Below are 20,117 nucleotides of genomic sequence, written 5' to 3'. Positions count from 1 at the left end.
CACCCTTTATCCTGAATTGGTGTCAGTCATCTCCTATCCTCTCCCCTCCTTCTTTGAAGAATAAGGTGTGCGGCATCCAGCATTTTAACCGTATGGATGTAAGGCATCACTATATTTCTTTCCGGTAGATTTTCATAGACGCCCATTGAAAAATAGACGATTCCAGACATAAAATAATCAAATTCTTTGATGCTGTATTCTTTGAATGCCCTTTTGAAAACCAGCATAGGGTTCCGGTATTCCTTCTCTGAAAGCAGACCAAGAACCAAAGGGGAAATCTTTTCCGGCTGGCTATCAACAGTCCATTTCCTTTCTTTCTGTATGATGAGATACCCTGCCCGGATCAATGCCCGCATCGACTGATGAAACTGAAAGATGACTGACGGATCTTCATTGATCCAACTATTCCTCTTTACCGCATAATTCATAATATTGCTGAGTCTTTTTTTGGAAACATCCAGTTCATTGAACTGAAAGAAAGTTTCTATCAGCTGTAATCCTGAGCATTTCCCGCCTGCCCATAACGGGTTATTAAAATCTGTTTTTATTTTTTTCATGTGTTTGTATTTTTAGAATGCATCAAACCACCAGCCTACTGATGTACGCTGAGTTGTATTGTAAATGATGAATAGAAATAAAATCTGTGTTCCCGTGAAAGCCCTGAAGCCGCAATGGATTGTACACTCCATTGTATCCTATCATGATACTTTATGTGATGAAACAGCTTAGAAAAAGATGATTGCAGAAAAGCAGAACAGCATGAAATAAAAACGGCATGGGACTCTACAATATCTAAACTGAGGTACTGGTATACCTGGCAACAGATAAGAGAGCCCACGCCTAGGTCGTGAGCTTCCTGCTTATCGTCTCGTTGCTTTAAATTACCAGTTTTCAGTTTGAGATTCTAAGCAATAGCTTCTAATATTCTTTGAAGTATCGCAAAGCTACTTTATTGTAGCTTATTGGACAAATGTAAAAAAATATTTTGATTATTGCGCACAGAAAACCGCATTATTTTTTTAACCTTTCTCGTAATTTGTTTTAATGGACGATGAAAACGAAGTAACTATTGCAATCTGTAAATACATTTACACAAACTGGGTTTCAAAAGCAAAATCTCAGAGAGACTTTGCATCTAAATGTGATATTGAAGAAAGCACTGTTAGAAAAATTAAAAACATTGCCTTAGGAACGGCAAAGACAGAATACAATATGTCTATAAAAACATTGGCGAAAATTTGTCGAAAGAAGGAAATTACTTTAGAGGAATTTTTTAGGAAAATAAACAGATAAAATCCTGACAAGAATTAGGATTTTCTGTGCGAAACTGAGTACATCACGCTACTAAACGAATCTTATCCTTCTAAAAACAACAATACCACCCAAAAGTTTTTTTCATAAGAATAATCTTTAAATCTAACATTTTTTATTATTTGTATATTACAATATTAGAGATAGAAACTCATTTAGATTTTAAACATAGCTTTATGGGAACCCGTAATTTTGCATTTTGTAAATAAGTGTATATTTGTTCTAAACAATAACCTTTATAAATGCCTATACCTGAATTCGATCATAATTACGTCTTACCTCCTCATTTAGGAAACCCTTCTTTTCCGGGACACGCATCTCCTTACGATTGCAATACATTAGAACTATGTAAACGTTTTGCTACAAACTCTGTTAGAATAACGATATTATCTAATTATATATTATTCAGACAAAAATTAGATAAATATGGCATAATTAATGGTTTTCAATGGTTAGATGGAAGCTTTTGTGAAGATATTGAATCTGTAGAAAGCAGGCACCCTAATGATTTGGACATAGTAACTTTTTATGGTGGAATTAATAATGATATAATACCAACTATTATGAGTGATTTTACTGAATTTATTGATCCTGAAAAATCAAAGAAAAATTATTTAATAGATCATTATGTTGTAGATTATTATTATTCTCCAGATGTCACCATAAAAAAAACAAGCTATTGGTTTCAATTATTTTCACATAATAGGAGACAAGTGTGGAAAGGCATTTTACGGATAGAATTAAACACACCTGAAATTGACTTATTAGCACTAAATTACTTACAATCATTAAGATCATGAGTCTATTTTCTAAAATACAATATTTAAAGATTCAAATTGCTGAAACAGAAAAACTGCTTAACATGGTGATTGACCATCCGCTTATGTCAATCAATATGAAGCAAAGGTTAAAAATTTTGAAAGAAGAACTTGACTCTATTCCACAAGAGTCCTTTGAGGCTGTTATTCAGATGTTATTTAGTGGTGATGCTGTTTCTGGATCTGAAGGGATCAAATCAACATTTGTCAGTAAAATAACACCGCCTATTCAAGGACTGGTAAAAACACAGCTAGCAATTAAAAAATATGGTAAGGTTGGAAGTAGAGGGCGGACTAGAAAAAAAGCAAACAATGAGCTTTATCTAACGGCTCTTCCTAGAGGATCATTCGGCATAGAACTAACGAGGATTGAAGGTAGTGATGAGGATCTATTTGATTTAGTTGATTCTTCTGAAGCAATGAAAGATGTTATCTATTTAATCAAGGATACAGCCGAAAGTGATGAAGCTTTTCAATCAATAATAGAAACTACACCAAAAAGAAATTTGAGTAATTTAAAAAAATTACTACAAGAAATATCTAATGAAAGATCCATATTGAAAATGGATTGTGGTGAAGTTCATATAGAATTAACCAGTGAGCAAGTTGATGCTGCTGCAAAAAGAGTCTCATATGCTGTAGAAGATGAATATGAACTATTAATTGATGGAATTTTTAGAGGAATGTTATTAGATTCAAACAGATTTGAAATATTAGACCACAATGGGAACCCAATTTCCGGATATATTAGTAATGAATTAGAAGAGGAAGCTTTAATTGAATATGATCGTTTATTCCTAAATAAGAATTGTTTAATATATTTAAAAGCTTATAATATTAAATATGCATCCCAAAATGAAAAAATAGAATACGAACTGTTAGAAATTAAAGAAAAATAATCATTTCTTATATTACACTTTTTATATTTAACTATTAACCAACATACAAGACTCACAATGACAATTTGCTATATATGGATTGAAAAATTTAGAAATTTTTCTAATACTGGTTTTAATTTATCTTCTCAAAATAAATTTGACTACAACCATGAATTGAAGACTATTAAGAAAGAAGTAGTAAATGATTTACCAAAAGACTTCTTTGGAAAAAATATCAAGGAAGTAACAGCCTTTGTAGGTAAAAATGGATCGGGAAAGAGTAATGCTTTAGAATTAATTTGTAAAGTTTTAAAAAATTATAAATCTACAATTAATACAAATTATTTGGTAATCTATGAAGAAAATGGTTACTTAGAATGTAGATATAATTTCAGTGACGATATAGCTCCTAAAGCAAACTTTGATATCAGTATAGACCATTTTGAAACACCTTTAAATCCATTAAAAGTTGTTTTTTTTTCAAATGTCTTTGATGATAGAAGAAATAACTTTGGTAAAGAGATTTCAGATGTTTCAGTTAACAATAAATATAGAAACACAATTTCTAGAAAAAGAGAAACTTCTGATTTTTTAAAACAACTTAAATTAATTAACTCTTCAACATTTAAAAATTTAAATATTGAGTATCCTAATAAAGTGGTTATATCTACTAGGATATTTTCCGCCAGAATGAATAGCTCAATGGAACAGAGTCTCTATAGGCAAAACTATAATATTTACAAAGAATTTAAAAGTTTTATAGGAAAGCGTTTGACTGATTCTAAGACTGATAAAAAATTTTTGTATTCTGTAAGATTTGGTTTTTTCTTTGAATATATTGAGGATTATCTTAGAGGTAACAGGTATAGGTATATAAGAAATAATAATTATTATCCTGATTACGATAAGTTTTCAGATAAATTAGGAACATTCTTAAATGATCAATTTGATCTTAGAACTGAAGAAATTTCAGAAAACATTCTTTATTTCATAGGTGAATTATTTCAACCAGAAATTCAAAATAATCTATTTACTCCAGATGAAGTTAAAAGTCATCATTTAAAAATTGAATTTCTTTTTAAACTAAAACTATTAATTGTTGAAGTTCCGATAGAATACTATTTAGAAGGTTTAAGAACAAATAGTTATGAAGATTTCGTTTTTGAATATAGCTCATCTAAAAGTTCAAAAATTATTAATGATTTTACGAAATTATTTGATAAGGAAAATTTTTTTAATATTAATTGGATTGGTATAAGTTCTGGTCATAAAGCATATTTAAATTTATTTGCGACTCTTTTCGATGAATTAAAATTTACCAAGCAACCAAATCTTTTTTTATGTATAGATGAAGGGGATTTGTATTTACATCCAAAATGGCAAATAGAATTCTTTGATAGACTGATAAATGTTTTGCCTAATATATATTCTGGCAAGATACAGCTATTACTTACATCCCACTCTCCATTTATTTTATCAGATTTACCTAATCAGAACATTACAATACTACACAATACAAGTGGTTCTTTAAATGGTACAGACTTAAATATAAAAACTTTTGGTGGTAATCTATACGATTTATATTCAGAACCTTTTTTCTTAAAAGAAAAGAAAACCAGTGAATTTGCTTATAAACAAATTAAAGATTTGATCTTGAAACTTGAATCCAATAATACAAATTATTCAAAAGAAGAAATTTTAAAACTTGTAAATATTATTGGTGATGAAATAATTAGTCTAAGATTAAAAAACATTTTAGAAAAGAATGATTAAAATCCAGGAACATATATCTAAGCCAAATCCAGATCGATTTGTCTTAAATCTTGCAAAAAAGCATTGGGAAAATCAAAATCCAAAACTAAAAAATAGAAGAGATTATAGAGAAATTTCATTAATAAAAAAATGTAATAAGTATTACTCTTTGACCAATCAACATGAATACATTCAGGATTTCGCTAATGGTAGCAAGACAGAAGCAAAACGTCATAGAAAATTTTTCAAGTATTTAATAAAAGAAAAGAATAAAAAACTTAAGCAATTGATAATAGGAATGCCCAATGAACTCAATTCATTAAAATCCGAAATATCACAAATATTAAATAATAATGATATATATAATATCATTGGTGGAAAGCCAACTTTAACTAAATTTGGAAATTTATTATTAGATAAAGTATTTAATTATAAAAAGTTCAGATCTGACAATTTTTGTAAAGAAATATTCTTAGAATTAGATTTTTTTAATTCAACCTGCCCATATTGCAACGAAAACCTATTAAAAATAACCAAAATAAGATCAAATTCAACTCAAGATACCTTGAATAAAGCTTACCTTGATATTGATCATTTCTTTTCCAAAGTATATTATCCATATTTTGGAATATCTTTTTTTAATCTTATCCCGAGTTGTCATGATTGTAATTCTTCCGATAAAAGGGATTTAGAATTTAATATTAATACCCACATACATCCATATGTTGACTCATTTGATGATCATTATACATTTAAAATTTCCTTAGTGGCATTGCTAGGAGATACAGTTGATGAACTAAAGATAATTAGTCAAAATAAAAGAATAGGGGATAATACGATTAGGGATATTAAGTTGCCTGAGAGGTATGCAAATAACTTTGAAAAGGCAAATAATTTAATAGATTTTTTCACAAAATATAAACATAATATTGGAACAGTAAATGAAAGTATATTTAAAGACTCCATATTAAAAGACGTACCTCCATTAAAGCATAATATTTTAAGATTTGAACGAGCAAAAATGAATAGAGATATTCTAAAGCAAGTTGACATACATTCATTTTTAAATATTGATTAAATACAATAATTAACCCGTCTCCATAGTCTTCCCGACTTCGAAACAATTTTAAAGGAAATGATCTTATTTACCAGCTCAAAGTCAGGATGCTTTGTTTAGCAGAGAAATAGAAACTACTTATGTTTTTCTAGTGGTATTCCGTGTAAGAAAGATATAATTAAACATACAAAACGTCGCTATCGCTCCGAAAGTATGCCATAAAAAGTGTGTTCCGAAACTAAACAGTCCCCACTTATCAGCGATACGAAAGGTCAATGCAAAAACAAATGACAATATAGCAAAGCCTACCCACTTGCCAGCTTTCCATTGGGTATAGATCAAATACCTCAATACCGAGAAAACTACAAACGAAGCCATGATTGCATAATTGATGTTGATAAAAAGAGAAGGGTTATCAATCAAAATCCAATTTCTCAAAGCAAACAGGATCAGTACATATACGAGAACCATTACAACGGCATAATACCATTTGGTACTCTGTGCTATAAAATAAAACCCGGCAGATAAACAGAGCAACATGATAGGCAACCAATCCATCATAATAAATACCGGCCATTGTCTGAATGAATGATAAATAGTTCCCCCTATGGCACCAATGTATAATAAAACCAGGCAGTAGGTTAAAAAAGGATATTCTTTAAAATGATCTTTCATCTTAAGGGTCCAAAAAATAGCTATGGCTAAAAAAAATACGGCAGTGATTGCATTTAACGGCTCAGGAAAAAAGTGAGCCATATCTGTTTCCTTATATAGCATACCTCCGTCCGGAGGTAATTGATGTATCGGCATTGTCCTTTTTATATTGGTTCATAGTTATTTACTTCTCTAAATATATAAAATTGATTTTAAAAAAACGCCTTTCAAAGATCAATTGTATTTCTTACATCGACCTTTGAAAAACGTTTTAATAGAAAAAGATATTACGGAGTTATAATATGTCCAGTCGATGCTCCAAAGATACTCTTACGGAACATATACTCCAGCTGTCTCATTGTGGTAGGGATTTCCCCTGGAAAATAAGGGAAGTATTGTGGTGAATCTTCAATTACTGTGGGACTCACTGCATTGATCCTTATTCCGTTTTGAAGTTCAATTGCGGCACCCCGAACGAAACCTTCTACTGCTCCATTGGCCGCTGATGCATTCGCAAAATTGATCTGAGGTTCATTTGTTAAAGCGCCAGTAATCAGGGTGAAAGAACCTTTAGGGTTGATATAATGCTGACCAATAAGGACAAGATTGATCTGGCCCATCATCTTTCCCTCCATTCCTTTTCTGAATTCTTTATCAGTCAACATTTTCCAGGGACCTACATAAGTGGGACCTGCCGTAGATAGTAATGCATCAAATGGTCCTACCTGCTTAAACATCTGCTCAATGGATTCAACAGAAGTAATATCGGTATTGATATCCGAATCTTTGGATGCTACCTTAATGATTTCGTGCTCATTTTCCAGAACGGATGTTAAGTATTTTCCCATAGTGCCAGTAGCACCAACGATTATAATTTTCATTTTTTTATTGTTTAAAATTAAAGTTGAATTAAAAATTTTGAAGAATTAAATTTTTGCTGACGATGATGCCTGTTGTGGTTCCCGTTGCTACGGCATTGGCCACTGTTCTGATGCGGTTGACATTGTCTCCACATGCAAATACACCTTTCACTGTAGTTTCGTGTCCTGCATCTATTTTCAGATATCCTTCCTCAGTTAGCTCACAGCCTAAGGATTCAGGAATCAGTGAATGCTGCTCAAAAGGTCTAGGCGAATAAATGGCAGTGACTTTCGAAGTGGAATTGTCTTTAAAAACAATATTTTGTACATATCCCCTATCATGCTCAATAGCTTTGATTTCTTTGCTGATGATGTCAATATTGCGTTCCTGCAGTTTTTGTACCTGTTCATCTGTAAAACCAGCTTTTCCATGAGTAAATAGCGTTAAATCGGTGGTCCAGTTGGAAATCATTTGTGCAAGTTCAAATGCTCTTTCACCATGCGCTATAATTCCAGTTTTTTCATTACGCACTTCATATCCATGGCAATAAGGACAGTGCAGGACTGAAATTCCCCAGCATTCTGCAAATCCCGGAATGTCGGGCATTATATCTTTGATTCCTGTAGCAAATATCAGTTTTTGGGCGGTGAACTTTTCTCCGGAAGCGGTTTCTATTTCAAAACCATCTTTTATTTTTGTTCCTTTCACTGCGAGATCATCCGTGAACGTTACGGTATTGTATGCTTTTACCTCATTCCTGGCCATTCCTGCGATAACCGCTGGAATTTCGCCATCCTGGGTCAGGAAATTATGGGAATAAGGAGTTGGTGCATTACAAGGTTTGCTACTGTCGATGACCAGAACATCTTTCAAAGCTCTTCCTAAAGCCATTGCTGCTGCAAGTCCCGAATAGCTTCCGCCAATGATAATTACGTCAAATGTTTTTTTAGCTGTCATTATTTTTAGGTATTAAATTTTACAAGAGGATAAGAGACCATCAGTAAATCCTATTTTTCCTTTTTTGCGATAAGCAGGCGCACAATAAAATCGATAAACGGGACTCCTGCAAAAACAACCCATGGTACCAAAATAACAGTAAGAATAAATGTTCTTTGGTATAAGGGCATATCGGACAAGAGTGATCCGAGTATGAAGTAAAAAAATGTGATGGATGGATAAATAGCTAACCAGATCTTCAGGGAAGCCATTAGTTTCATTTTAGTTCTCATATTGATTTCTTTTTTTGAATAATTTATACTGCAAAATTAATTCAGCTGGAAACCCCTATGATAGGACGAATTTTAGATAATGTAGGACTTATTTAAAGTTTTGGCGGAATATTGCGGGGGAACATTTTAAATGTCTTTTAAAGAATCGGATAAAATAGGAAACATCCTCATATCCTAAATTGAGAGCAATCTGACTGACCTGGTTCGACGTAGCTAATAGCTGACGCTTTGCTTCCAGAATAATGTAATCATTGATCACTTCGGAAGGTGTTTTGCTGAGCAGACTTTTTGTTATAGAACTTAATTGATAGGAAGATAAATTAAGTACATCTGTATAATAGGAAACATGTTTATGGTCGACATGATGCTGTGCTATCAAATCTAAAAACTTTTCCAGTTTTTCCTGTGCGTAAAAATTCTGTGTGGTCTGTGGCCCGCTTTTGATGTCACGCTGCCGCAAAATTTCGATAAGGAATACGCTTAGATTTGCCTTGAGAACTTCCTGATACCCCTTGTCTTTTGTGGTAAATTCTTTGAAGGACTGTTGTAAGAGAGTTTGAATTTTTTCAAATCCTTCGCGATTTAAAGGATAAAAGTTGGTAGCACTGACTTTATTCAGGTGATTTTTTGATGCATTATTATGAGAATACAGAAAATCAGCTTTACATTGTATTAAATAACCTGTACTTCCTGTTTTTAATACAAGCTGATGAACTTGTCCGGGACGCATAATAAATACAGTATAATCATCAATAGTATAGCGTACAAAATCTATTTCATGCTCGCCTATCCCCTTTTCTAATGCCAGAATGTAATAAAAATCATGACGGTGAAGAGGTTGGATCATATCTTCTACAGGATTAACCTCTTTTATAGTAAAGCCACCCAAAATATAGGGTTCTTCCTGTACCCTGGAAATATGTCGTATAGGAATGTCTTTCATGATTGTATTGACTTCTGGATTCAAATGTAAGAAAGTTTACTAATATGTAGGGTTTCCCATATGATCGGTTTATGGGGGTGATTTATAATTTAAATAATAAAACCTTGTAGGTATTTAGGTAATTGCCTAAATTTGTCCCATGCAATTATTAGAAGTCATTAAGTCTCTATCTAACGAAACACGTCTGAACATCCTTACATGGTTAAAGGATCCTTTTGCTCATTTTCCCGAGGAGGAATTGAGTGAATATACGCCTGAATTAGGGGTATGTGTATCTGATATCGCTAAAAAAGCCGGAATGTCCGTACCTACTGTTTCTGATTATTTAAAAACAATGTCGGCCTCAAATATTTTAACTGCGACAAGAAAAGGTCAATGGACGTATTATAAGAGAAACGAACAATCAATCCAGGATCTGGCAATGCATATCAAAAATGAACTTTAAAAAAATTTAACCTATAATTTAGGTATTTACCTAATTAACTAAATATATAATTATATAATGAAAGCAGCTGTATTAAAAGAGTTTGGCTCTGTTGAGAATTTTACAATTGAAGAAATACCAACTCCTAAGCCCGGATTAAGGGAAGTTTTAGTCAAGGTTTTTGCCACTTCGGTGAATCCTCTGGATTATCAGGTTCGCCGTGGAGATTATAAAAATGAACTGGACTTACCGGTGATCACAGGTCACGATATTTCCGGTGAAATTGTAGAAGTTGGTCCGGGTGTGGAAAATTTCAAGATAGGTGATGAGGTTTATTATACTCCTGAGATTTTTAAAGGACAAGGAAGTTATGCAGAATATCACTGTGCCCATGAATCTATCATCGGCCTGAAACCGAAAAGCCTCACGCATCTCGAGGCAGCAACCCTTCCCCTGGCAGCAGGTACGGCATGGGAAATGCTGGTAACCCGGGCACAGCTCAAGGTCAATCAAACAGTTTTAATTCACGGGGGTGCCGGCGGTGTGGGAATTCCAACCATTCAAATAGCTAAGGCTATGGGAGCAATTGTTTTTACTACAGCAAGAAAAGTCCACCATCAATTCCTGACTGAACTAGGTGCTGATTATATCATCGACTACAAAAATGAAAACTATATCGATGCTATTCAGCAATTAACAGATCATAAAGGAGTTGATGTGATTATTGATACCATTGGGGGGAATACCCTTTCTGAAAGTGGGAAGATACTCAGTCAGATGGGTCAGGTCGTTACATTAGTTGATATCGATCAGCCACAGAACCTTATTGAGGCCTGGGGAAAAAATGCTACCTATCATTTTGTTTTTACCCGACAGAACAGAAATAAACTGGATGAACTGACTCAACTGGTAGAAAGAAAGAAGCTGAAGCCAATTTTAAATAAAGTCTTTCCTCTTTCGGAAATAGGTAAAGCCCATAGCCTGTTGGAAACTAAAGCTGGAAATGAAAATTTTTATGGTAAAATCGGAATAGAGATTGAAAAAGAAGTACGCTAATGTACTGAAACGGGTTTAATAAAGCGCTGGTGTAAAATGAATTGCACAGCGCTTTTACAGATAGGTATGCTTAATAATCGCGTTTTATGATAAAAGCTGAATCAATCTGTTCCATCCCGATATTTGAATAAAAACCGATGGCATTTGGAGAGGAATGAAGGATTAATTTGCATTCATCTCCAGCCATTTCTTTTGTAATTTTTACCAACTCTTTTCCAATACCATTTCCCTTATATTCATCCCTCACGCACAAATCGGAAAGATAACAGCAATAGCAAAAATCGGAAATAGATCTTGCTAATCCTATCAGTTTATCATGATCCCATGCTGTTGCAACAATATTGGCATTATGATGCATCTTTTTTATTCTTTCAAGATCTTCTTTATTGGCAATGGGAAAGTAATCGGAAGAATGATATAAATCTATGATGTCTTCAATTTCAGGAATGACTTCAGTTTTATAAATAATATTCATTTTTAGCTTTTGAATTTGGTGATCGATGCATTTTGATAAATGTAGTAAATAATATAGTACGAGATGGGTAATGGATCGTAAATATTATTGTTGTATCCATTCCCTGTTTCGATCTTCCTGTTCTTCCCTATTTATTTTCTATGCTTCATTATATATATGTAATTCAGTTTTTACCACAAATAATACTGATTTGTATTTGGCGTTTTGATACTTAAAACATAAAAAATATTGACAGTTATTTTGAAAGATTTATTTTAAATCATCAAATTCCAGATATATTCTCTCCGGATTATTAAAATTGAGCTTTTTATATTCTTCAGGACCTTTGCACTTTTCACTTAAAGATCCGGTTTTTTTTGTTGTACCCGGAACAATTACTATTTCTCCGTTTTGTAATGATAAGGCAACTTTTTTATTATTGATATCGATTTTTGAAAGTTCATCAAAATCCGGACGATTTAAAATCTGGTGGGCTAGAAATTGCTCCTTTTGATCTCCAAATACAATATAATCACACGGGTTTCCTTCGCTTTTATCCTTGTTCAATTTATGGAAATACAATACTTTGGTTATTTCCACCTGTGCATCTTTTATGATAAGTTCTCCCCCACGCTCAAAATGACCTCTGTAGATATTAGTTTTAAAGGTTTTTATATCATTAATAATTCCCGGTAATACAAATTTTTCAGGTTCTATTGTATAGAGTTTATTTTCAGGATGTGCCAGCTTATCTTTTTGATAAGTGACTGCAGAAAGCTCATCTAATTTAATTTTTAAGATCACCTGATAATCATGGGGTGAATAAAAAAGCGGAAGATGAGAAGCATATTGGGTGTCATCTCCTAATAAAACCATACCATGAATTCCCGGATGGTCTTTCATATCATGTTTTTGAGAAAACAGGTTCAGTGAACTGCCTAACAGAAGCACAAAAATAATGCGGTATATATTAGAATAATTATTCATTTCTTATTTGAAATTTTTTTGCAAAGTTACATTGGAAATCTTCTACGAAATTCCATTACAGCCAGTTTTTTTTATGAGAACAATCATAAGACGGATTCCCAGAATGAATTAAATAAAAAGAAGTATTATTGCCGGTAGGATCTAATACCATTTGAATGTTATGGGAGATAATGATATGAAAAGGCTTTCAAGACTAACCGCTATATTGACTTTATTGCAGACCAAAAAATTGTTGACGGCAAAGGAGATTTCTGAAAAATTTTCGGTTAGTATCCGTACAGTGTACAGAGATATAAGAGCCCTGGAGGATTCCGGTGTTCCTGTTCTGACAGAAGAAGGGAAAGGCTATACCCTTATGGAAGGTTTCAGGATTCCACCTATTATGTTTTCGGAAAAAGAAGTTAATGCCTTGATACTGGCAGAGCAGCTGGTTTTAAAAAATAAAGATTCTTCATTTATCAAAGACTACATACAGGCGATGGATAAAATAAAGGCTGTTCTGAGATATGGTGATAAGGAAAAAGTTAACCTTCTATCTGCTCGGACGCGTTTTAGCCAAAACATCAATCAGGATCGGAATAGCAATAATCTTTCTGAGCTTCAATACGCCCTAACGAATAATTTCGTGGTGAAAATTGAGTACACCAATGAATCGGGTATAAGATCAACCAGCGAGATAGAACCTTTTGCACTGGTGAGTACCTATGAAAACTGGCTTCTTATTGCGTGGTGTAAATTACGGAATGAGTTCAGATATTTTCGCTTAGACAGAATGGAAAGCCTCATACTTTTGCATGAAAAATTCACTCCCCATACCCTTACCCTGCAGGAATTTTTCGATCAGTCATAATTTTTTTTGACCCCTGACATAAGGCTGTCATTACAGCATTTCATCTTTGCATTGTAATCATTAAACAAATCAAAAATGCAAAAACAATCTTTCGATCCCTGGGTATGGGGTAAAAGCACAAATTCTGCACAGGCAGTAGAAGTAACCGATGTTAAAGGAACTCTTTATTGCTCAGGACAGGTTGCAATAGATGAAAACGGAGTACCAAGTAATGAGGATATGAGAAGCCAGCTCATTCAGACCATCAAAAATCTTGAAAAGCTGATTTCCGAATCAGGATATGAATCTAAAAATATCGTCAGATTGAATGTGTATACAACATCAGTCAATGATTTTTTCAGTACCTGTATGGATGTCTATGTGCCTTTTCTTAAAACGAATGGTATTGAACAGGCTACGACTCTACTTGAAGTCAAAGGGCTTTTTGCCACTTTAACTGTAGAACTTGAAGCTACTGTTGTAAAATAAACCGTGAATATAAAGACCCGGAAATTTTTTTTCAGGGTCTTTATTTCTTTACCGAGCTGTTTAGGCGTTATCCAAGAAAATCAATAGGATATGTTTTCTGTCCATATTTTTGATTTAATTCCTTTAAGAATTCTTTACGCGCTTCGGTCATTTCCGGGACGGGTAAAATTTCACCAGGTGATACGGGAACGCCGACCTCTGCAAATAAATCTTCTAATCCTGCTGGAATAACAGTACATAGCAGACGTGCATTTTTTTCTGAAATGTTTTTAAAACAATGGACTGCGTCGCCAAAAGGGATGTTAACGAAGCCATCCTGACCCACAATTTGCTTACCCAGTTCAGTTTTAAATTCTACTTCCCCTTCCAGAACATGAAACATTTCCTGAATATCCGGATGTGAGTGTGGCGGCGGACCTCCTCCCGGAGGTACCAGCATTTCTATTACGGCATAATTACCCCCGGTTTGTGCACCGGAAATAACAATCCTGTAATTACCACCCGCAACCGCTAACAGCTTTCCTTCACTTTTACCGATAATACTGATATTTGAATTCGTCATTATATTTTATATTGATTTTGAGATTAGATCTGATTTTTTAGAAATTCTTGTCTTCATAACATTAAGTCTTTACCTGTTAGGTCGTTTACATTTACTAATCAAATATAAACAGATACTAATTAATATTCCGCCTTTGCTCGTTTCCTCTTTGTTCCAAGTATAGCAAATACCAATTTTACTATGTAGATTAATTAAGACACCAGTCTATAACAACTAACTATTAAATTTTATTAAAATGAAAAAAATTATCCTTTTACTTTGCTTTGTGTTTATATGCCAGAATCAATTGGCTGCACAAATAATTATTGGTCCTGTAGAAACCCATAATGTTGCTTTTACCCGGCATGATGATTACTCTCCCGGTGATATTGCCTATGCTAATACCACCCTTACACTTGAAGTCAAAACTGGAGTTACCAGTCCCCAGTTCAATTCATTTCCGGCTAATAATTTCACCCCGAAAAATTACGCTTTTCCTTCACTGACTTCAGCTTCTCAAGTTACCTATGTTAGAGTGACTTTTAATGATTTGGTGTATCCTAATCCTTCATTGTTTAGTGGATATTATCCACTTTCAACGGTAGTTGGAAGTCACACAACCATTTCAGATCCTAACCTTGTGGTATATGACCCATATCCTGGCAGATATGGATACGGAGTCGATATTTATTGTGTGTCACCTAACCAGTATACGATTAGAGTTACCAAATTTTTATGCTATATATGTGTTCGCCCTCCGGTTTCAAAAATGGCAGGTCCTCAGAAAGATATCGCCCTGGTCCCAAATCCAAGCATGGGAGAATCCGAACTTTATTATACAGCTGAAGGCAGAGAAACTCTTTCAGTGAACGTTACGGATATCAATGGCAAAATAATAAAAATTTATACCAAAGATGTTGAAGCTGGATTAAACAAAATACCAATTGATATTCAAAATCATTTAAGTGGCAGTTATCTCGTTCAATGGAAGTCCAGCACAGGTAAAAGCGGAAGCTTGAAACTGATGAAAAAATAATTGATACCAATCATATCCTTATTCCCAACTCCTGCAATTGCAGGAGTTTTTTATGTTTAATTATGATTCTTAAATAATTAAACGGAATGCTAATCATGTAAATGTTTAGTTAAAGTGATATAAGGACTTGTTCAGGCTTTTTTTATTATTTTTGTCCTTCTTTAAAAGCTATAATTCTTTAGCTGTTATATTAAAACTGATCCTATGAAAAGAAAAGAATCTGTCAAACTACTGATATTATTTTCTATTTTAATTGTTTGCCTTATTAGCCATCTTATATCAATTATAGGGTTTCTGATTATATTGGCTTTTACCGCTTTGGTGTATTTGTATGATATGCTGGAAAAAAATGAGAAGTACAGCAGGTTTTTATATCATACATTAGCTTTGGTTATTCTGGCGTTCTCGGTTGTTATTTTTCAACATTTGCTGCCTGGATTTAATAATGTGCTTATTTTCGATAAGATACAGGTCTCCAAAGACGCTGTCCCCTTTACCATGTATTTTAATATAGACAAAACACTAGCGGGATTAATTCTGCTTTTATTTGTCGTACCTCAGGGAGATCGTTTCAAATCTGCATTGAAGAAAAGTGGCTCCCTTGTTGTCATGGCTATTCTTTTACTGATGGGATTAACTTTACTGTTCAATTTTGTAAAAATAGATGTTAAGTTTCATCAATATTTTATTATTTGGGCTATAAATAACCTATTGTTCGTTGTGATGGCTGAAGAGGTTTTATTTAGGGGATTTTTTCAGAGACATTTGTCATTACTGAACATAAAAAACAGTGGAATCATTGCTGTTTTTGTTGCTGCTTTAAGTTTTGGAGCTTTGCACTGGCTGGGAGGATTGCTTTATGTGGTGTATGCTTCGATCGCTGGCGTGATGTATGGTTGGATCTATCAGAGGTCAAAGAATATTGCACTGAATATTATAAGTCACTTTGTTTTAAATCTGATCCATATCATATTCTTTACCTACCCGTTTTTAAAGTAAAAAATTATTATTTTTTTCCATAAAAAAACCGCTCTTTTCAGAGCGGTAGTAGTTTTTTTTAATTTTCTTAGTGGCAAGTATTAGCTCCACAGCTAACTACAGTGATATGAACCACATTGTTGATTCCACACTGCACTTGGCATAATCCGTTTTCTAGGTTTTTGATCACTTGAACTACAGTTCCACCAACTGCACCGCCAATAGCACCAACAGTACCACCAACAATAGTTCCTACTCCACCTAAAACTCCGCCTACTAATCCTAAGATTGGATCAAGAAATCCGTCTCCTGAAATAGTTTTTAACTGCTCTCTGTCTAATTTTTTGAAATTTTTCATGATATAAATTTTTATGATTAATACATCACTAAGATAGGAAAAATTACAATACGATCAATTTTTTTTGAAAAAAATAATTAAATATTCTTATAATTTAATATTCGATTAATATATATGCTATTTAGTAATGATATCATTTTTATAAAAATCCCTTTCCCAAATGCATTCTGACGTGTATTTTGTGTTTTTTATTCCGGATTAGATATTTTTAGTGATAACCTTTTGTACGGAATTATTTTATTTTAATATTTACTTAATTATTGCAGATAGTAGGCTCTTTTTTCTAAACATTTGTTTGACTTCAATAGCTGCTGTATGAGGGATTACGAGGGGATTAACAAAGAAAAAGAGGTCTTTGTCAATTAAATTTTTAATTAATGTCACATTATTGAGACATTTGTTTTATATTTGTGACATGAAAAATACAGAAGATAAAATTATCAAAGCGGCAGTATATGTCTTGAATGGTAATGATGCTGCTACTGTAGATGAAATTGCCAATCATATCGGTATTACACGACGTACCATCCACAGATATTTCAAAGATAAAAATGATCTTATAGAACGTTGTAAGCTCAAAATGATGACGACCTGTAATGCAACGATGATGGCCGCTTATAACAGCAGTCATCTACCAGTGGTACAAATGGAAAATATGCTATATGCAGCATTGAGTATTGGAAATGAATTTTCTTTTGTAAAAAAACGTTTTGAAAGAAGTGGTTATTCCGAAGTAATAAGCAATGATAAAGAAGTATACGATGATGTAAAGGTAAAGTGGTTCCGAATTGTAGAAGAACTTCAGGCGAATCAAATGATTACCGGTGATTTTAGTGTTGCATGGATCTATAACCTTTTTGGAGGAATTGTAGATATTGCGGTCAATGCATTTCGAAATGGAGATATTGCAGAGAATGACATGAATAAGTTTGCCTGGCATTCTTTTAAGGGAAGCATAGGTTTGAAAGAATAAGTAATCAATTTTAAATATATCCTGAATAATATGCATTCAACAACATCCAAGGACAGTCAACTTGTTGATTTATTACCCGGTTTTAACAGCTGTTTCGAAGAACTGGAAGATATTCAATTACATTATGTCACCGGCGGGCAAGGTGCTCCCCTTCTGCTTATTCCAGGATGGCCGCAGACCTGGTGGAGCTTTCATAAAATAATGCCGGCTCTGGCTGAGAAGTATCGCGTGATCGCCGTCGATATCAGAGGAATGGGAAGTTCAGATAAGCCAGATGAAGGGTATTCAAAGAAAAATATGGCAGCTGATCTATTGAGTTTGGTGAAGAAGCTTGGGTATGAGAAAATAAGTATTGCAGGGCATGATATTGGAGCTGCTGTTGCGATAAGTTTTGCCGGGAACTTTCCGAAAAATACAGAGAAGCTTATTGTTCTGGATACTCCACATCCTGATGAAAATATGTATAAACTTCCCATGCTGCCCGTAGGACTTCCTGTATATCCCTGGTGGGTAGCCTTTAATCAGGTTAAGGAACTGCCTGAAAAATTGATTGAAGGACGGTTTTATATGATTCAGGACTGGATCTTTGATCAGTTGTTGAAGGATCGGTCTTCCATAAGTGATTTCGACAGAAAAGTGTACGCAGATGCCTATCATGACAGAGCTTCGGTAAGGGCTTCTAATGCATGGTATCAATCATTTGCCGAGGATATTCAGGACATTAGAACAATGGATATTATTGAGGCGCCTACTCTGGGGATTGCGGGTAGTGATAGTTATGAAATGCTCAAACTTAACTTATCTCCCTATGTTAAGAATCTGGATATGGAAGAAATTGATAAGGCTGGTCATTTTTTAATGGAGGAAAGGCCCGAAGAAACGGTTCAGTCAATTTTAAAGTTTATGAATAAGTAGGAGTGCTATAAAGCTTCTTCCAATTTATATAAGAATTATTCTCTTGAATGATCATCTCTGTCACAGAGATGATTTTGTTTTATCAGGTTGTTTATTATCATTTAAATAATGCCTTTTTAGGATAAATATATTCTTTGTTAAAAAAAAATATACAGACTTGTCTAATTTGTGAAATAAATTGTTACATTTGTGGCATGGATACAAAAAATCGTATTATGGAAACGGCTGATCAGCTTTTCTATTTTCAGGGTTATCAGTCGACGGGGATCAATCAGATCATCGAAGAGGCTAAGGTGGCCAAAGGAAGTCTATACAATCATTTTCCATCAAAAAGTGAACTTGGGCAAGCGTATGTAAAAGAATCAAGTGAGAGATGGTTTAAGGGCCTGGAAGAAGAATTAAATCTTTGGACTGATCCGGCTGAGAAGCTGATTGCTGTTTTTTCTTTTCTGGAAAAGTATGCACGGATCAATTATTTTAATGGATGTCGGCTGATCAACATTCTTACAGAAGTTGGAGATCAGGAAGAACAGATCACCACAATGGCCGTAGCGCACAAACAAAAATTCAGAGAATTTTTATATCAGCTTACATTGAAGATCTTTCCTGATACCGAGCAGGCCATTGAAGTTTCTGATACTATTTACCTATTGTATGAAGCTGCAAGTGTAGAAAGCAAAATTTTCAAAGACCAGTGGCCTATTCAACTGGCCCGTAAAAATGCGGAACAGGTCTTAAAACAAAATAAAATACCTAATAATCAATAAACCAATGGATATTACAAAACAAACAGAGCTTATTTTTGAGCCTATTCCTTTGTCTCAGGATTATCAATTTGAATTACCTGAAAATGTAGAAGAAGTCTTTATTCATGTTACTCCTGAAGTAATCCTGCACGGTCTACATTATAAAACTACAAAAAGCCCGTTGCTTTTGGTCTATTTTCAGGGAAACGCGAAAAATATGCAGAATTTTTTTGATCATCATGCGATGATACTGGACTGGGGATATAATGTTTTAGTTACCGATTACCGTGGTTTTGGAAAATCAACGGGATCCATTGATGGCGAACAGAATATGTATCATGATGCAGAAAAAGTATATGAGCATGCACTTCAGTTAGGATACCAGCCAGAAGATATTATTCTTTACGGCTATTCTATGGGGACATCTATGGCTGCTTATCTGGCAACTGCAAAAAGAGCCAGGGCGGTTATTTTGGAAAGTCCCTACTCCTCTATTGCTGAAATCAGTATTTTCGGAGACCAGGCACCTGCCTACCAGTTGAACACCGCAAAAAGAGCTGCTGAAATTAAGATTCCAGTTTTGTTGATTCATGGTGAGCTGGATGATATTATAACCCCTGACCATGCGGAAAGAATATGGGCCAATCTTCAGACTCAGGAAAAAGAACTGATTATTATTTCTAACGGCGGACACGGAGATTTAAAAGGCAGAGAAGAATATCCACTTCATTTTAAAAGATTTATTTCAAAGTTGTAATGAGTGGATTTATTTCCAATTTCGAGGTTGAAGGTGTGATCTTTTGGTTATAATTTTTATTGCAGAATTAT

General features: G+C 33.9%; 25 protein-coding genes. 15 read left to right on the top strand and 10 right to left on the bottom strand.

The features are described from left to right. Window positions 1-26 precede the first annotated feature (26 nt). Complete coding sequence (locus CEY12_RS04400) at window positions 27-557, bottom strand: hypothetical protein (protein ID WP_089026531.1); 531 nt, start codon at window positions 555-557, stop codon at window positions 27-29. Window positions 558-1,044: 487 nt separating this feature from the next. On the opposite strand from CEY12_RS04400, the gene CEY12_RS04395 reads away from it, so the two are divergent. The 5 genes from CEY12_RS04395 (at window position 1,045) to CEY12_RS04375 (ending at window position 5,837) form a co-directional block, all read left to right on the top strand. Continuing rightward, entirely contained in the window at window positions 1,045-1,293 is a 249-nt protein-coding gene (locus tag CEY12_RS04395) for a helix-turn-helix domain-containing protein (RefSeq protein ID WP_089026530.1), read from the top strand. A 260-nt stretch (window positions 1,294-1,553) separates the two neighbouring features. Then, window positions 1,554-2,111 carry a DUF6932 family protein gene (locus tag CEY12_RS04390; RefSeq protein ID WP_089026529.1) on the top strand — a complete coding sequence of 186 codons (558 nt, stop codon included), beginning with the start codon at window positions 1,554-1,556 and terminating at the stop codon, window positions 2,109-2,111. Between the two features lie 116 nt (window positions 2,112-2,227). Then, on the top strand, window positions 2,228-3,028 hold the full coding sequence (locus CEY12_RS04385; protein WP_157676754.1) for a hypothetical protein: 801 nt from the start codon (window positions 2,228-2,230) through the stop codon (window positions 3,026-3,028). Window positions 3,029-3,085: 57 nt separating this feature from the next. Further along, window positions 3,086-4,780 carry an AAA family ATPase gene (locus CEY12_RS04380; protein ID WP_089026527.1) on the top strand — a complete coding sequence of 565 codons (1,695 nt, stop codon included), beginning with the start codon at window positions 3,086-3,088 and terminating at the stop codon, window positions 4,778-4,780. Then, window positions 4,773-5,837, top strand: coding sequence for a hypothetical protein (locus tag CEY12_RS04375; protein WP_089026526.1), 1,065 nt, complete (start codon window positions 4,773-4,775; stop codon window positions 5,835-5,837). The genes CEY12_RS04380 and CEY12_RS04375 overlap by 8 nt, the downstream gene beginning before the upstream one ends. Before the next feature lie 117 nt (window positions 5,838-5,954). Here CEY12_RS04375 and CEY12_RS04370 read toward each other — a convergent pair whose 3' ends face one another. The 5 genes from CEY12_RS04370 to CEY12_RS04350 all read right to left on the bottom strand — a co-directional run bounded on the left by CEY12_RS04370 (window position 5,955) and on the right by CEY12_RS04350 (window position 9,503). Continuing rightward, window positions 5,955-6,626, bottom strand: a complete 672-nt coding sequence (locus CEY12_RS04370; RefSeq protein WP_089026525.1) for a hypothetical protein — start codon at window positions 6,624-6,626, stop codon at window positions 5,955-5,957. 131 nt (window positions 6,627-6,757) lie between these two features. Further along, window positions 6,758-7,351: a short chain dehydrogenase gene (locus CEY12_RS04365; protein ID WP_089026524.1), complete on the bottom strand. Its 594-nt coding sequence runs from the start codon at window positions 7,349-7,351 to the stop codon at window positions 6,758-6,760. 28 nt (window positions 7,352-7,379) lie between these two features. After that, window positions 7,380-8,288, bottom strand: a complete 909-nt coding sequence (locus tag CEY12_RS04360) for an NAD(P)/FAD-dependent oxidoreductase (protein WP_089026523.1) — start codon at window positions 8,286-8,288, stop codon at window positions 7,380-7,382. A gap of 50 nt (window positions 8,289-8,338) precedes the next feature. Continuing rightward, window positions 8,339-8,560, bottom strand: coding sequence for a hypothetical protein (locus CEY12_RS04355; protein ID WP_089026522.1), 222 nt, complete (start codon window positions 8,558-8,560; stop codon window positions 8,339-8,341). A gap of 88 nt (window positions 8,561-8,648) precedes the next feature. Beyond that, window positions 8,649-9,503, bottom strand: a complete 855-nt coding sequence (locus CEY12_RS04350; RefSeq protein WP_089026521.1) for a helix-turn-helix domain-containing protein — start codon at window positions 9,501-9,503, stop codon at window positions 8,649-8,651. Between the two features lie 139 nt (window positions 9,504-9,642). On the opposite strand from CEY12_RS04350, the gene CEY12_RS04345 reads away from it, so the two are divergent. Together CEY12_RS04345 and CEY12_RS04340 are read left to right on the top strand one after the other, a co-directional pair. Continuing rightward, the gene (locus CEY12_RS04345; RefSeq protein ID WP_089026520.1) at window positions 9,643-9,948 is read left to right on the top strand and encodes an ArsR/SmtB family transcription factor; all 306 of its coding nucleotides are present in this window, start codon (window positions 9,643-9,645) and stop codon (window positions 9,946-9,948) included. Between the two features lie 57 nt (window positions 9,949-10,005). Continuing rightward, entirely contained in the window at window positions 10,006-10,983 is a 978-nt protein-coding gene (locus tag CEY12_RS04340; RefSeq protein WP_089026519.1) for a zinc-dependent alcohol dehydrogenase family protein, read from the top strand. A 70-nt stretch (window positions 10,984-11,053) separates the two neighbouring features. Here the strand turns inward: CEY12_RS04340 and CEY12_RS04335 are convergent, their stop codons facing one another. Then, the gene (locus CEY12_RS04335) at window positions 11,054-11,458 is read right to left on the bottom strand and encodes a GNAT family N-acetyltransferase (RefSeq protein WP_089026518.1); all 405 of its coding nucleotides are present in this window, start codon (window positions 11,456-11,458) and stop codon (window positions 11,054-11,056) included. Window positions 11,459-11,707: 249 nt separating this feature from the next. Further along, entirely contained in the window at window positions 11,708-12,424 is a 717-nt protein-coding gene (locus CEY12_RS04330; RefSeq protein ID WP_089026517.1) for a hypothetical protein, read from the bottom strand. A gap of 160 nt (window positions 12,425-12,584) precedes the next feature. Here CEY12_RS04330 and CEY12_RS04325 point away from each other — a divergent pair, with 160 nt between their 5' ends. Together CEY12_RS04325 and CEY12_RS04320 are read left to right on the top strand one after the other, a co-directional pair. Beyond that, the gene (locus tag CEY12_RS04325; protein WP_089026516.1) at window positions 12,585-13,274 is read left to right on the top strand and encodes a helix-turn-helix transcriptional regulator; all 690 of its coding nucleotides are present in this window, start codon (window positions 12,585-12,587) and stop codon (window positions 13,272-13,274) included. A gap of 75 nt (window positions 13,275-13,349) precedes the next feature. Continuing rightward, window positions 13,350-13,742, top strand: coding sequence for a RidA family protein (locus CEY12_RS04320; protein ID WP_089026515.1), 393 nt, complete (start codon window positions 13,350-13,352; stop codon window positions 13,740-13,742). Between the two features lie 67 nt (window positions 13,743-13,809). On the opposite strand, the gene CEY12_RS04315 is transcribed toward CEY12_RS04320, so the two are convergent. Further along, on the bottom strand, window positions 13,810-14,304 hold the full coding sequence (locus tag CEY12_RS04315) for a cupin domain-containing protein (RefSeq protein WP_089026514.1): 495 nt from the start codon (window positions 14,302-14,304) through the stop codon (window positions 13,810-13,812). Window positions 14,305-14,539: 235 nt separating this feature from the next. Here CEY12_RS04315 and CEY12_RS04310 point away from each other — a divergent pair, with 235 nt between their 5' ends. Both CEY12_RS04310 and CEY12_RS04305 read left to right on the top strand, forming a co-directional pair. Next, window positions 14,540-15,319, top strand: coding sequence for a T9SS type A sorting domain-containing protein (locus tag CEY12_RS04310; protein WP_089026513.1), 780 nt, complete (start codon window positions 14,540-14,542; stop codon window positions 15,317-15,319). A gap of 204 nt (window positions 15,320-15,523) precedes the next feature. Beyond that, on the top strand, window positions 15,524-16,318 hold the full coding sequence (locus CEY12_RS04305) for a CPBP family intramembrane glutamic endopeptidase (RefSeq protein WP_089026512.1): 795 nt from the start codon (window positions 15,524-15,526) through the stop codon (window positions 16,316-16,318). Window positions 16,319-16,385: 67 nt separating this feature from the next. On the opposite strand, the gene CEY12_RS04300 is transcribed toward CEY12_RS04305, so the two are convergent. Further along, window positions 16,386-16,655 carry a bacteriocin-like protein gene (locus CEY12_RS04300; protein WP_089026511.1) on the bottom strand — a complete coding sequence of 90 codons (270 nt, stop codon included), beginning with the start codon at window positions 16,653-16,655 and terminating at the stop codon, window positions 16,386-16,388. A gap of 415 nt (window positions 16,656-17,070) precedes the next feature. On the opposite strand from CEY12_RS04300, the gene CEY12_RS04295 reads away from it, so the two are divergent. The 4 genes from CEY12_RS04295 (at window position 17,071) to CEY12_RS04280 (ending at window position 20,046) form a co-directional block, all read left to right on the top strand. After that, window positions 17,071-17,628 (top strand): TetR/AcrR family transcriptional regulator, encoded by a 558-nt coding sequence (locus CEY12_RS04295; protein WP_089026510.1) that lies wholly within the window; start codon window positions 17,071-17,073, stop codon window positions 17,626-17,628. A gap of 30 nt (window positions 17,629-17,658) precedes the next feature. Further along, entirely contained in the window at window positions 17,659-18,543 is an 885-nt protein-coding gene (locus CEY12_RS04290; protein ID WP_089026509.1) for an alpha/beta fold hydrolase, read from the top strand. Window positions 18,544-18,758: 215 nt separating this feature from the next. Further along, on the top strand, window positions 18,759-19,310 hold the full coding sequence (locus CEY12_RS04285; protein WP_157676752.1) for a TetR/AcrR family transcriptional regulator: 552 nt from the start codon (window positions 18,759-18,761) through the stop codon (window positions 19,308-19,310). Window positions 19,311-19,314: 4 nt separating this feature from the next. After that, window positions 19,315-20,046 carry an alpha/beta hydrolase gene (locus tag CEY12_RS04280; RefSeq protein WP_089026507.1) on the top strand — a complete coding sequence of 244 codons (732 nt, stop codon included), beginning with the start codon at window positions 19,315-19,317 and terminating at the stop codon, window positions 20,044-20,046. Window positions 20,047-20,117 lie beyond the last annotated feature (71 nt).

It is taken from the genome of Chryseobacterium sp. T16E-39 (assembly GCF_002216065.1).
In the GTDB taxonomy this organism is placed as follows: Bacteria; Bacteroidota; Bacteroidia; order Flavobacteriales; family Weeksellaceae; genus Chryseobacterium.
This window is presented reverse-complemented; position numbering and strand designations above follow the sequence as displayed.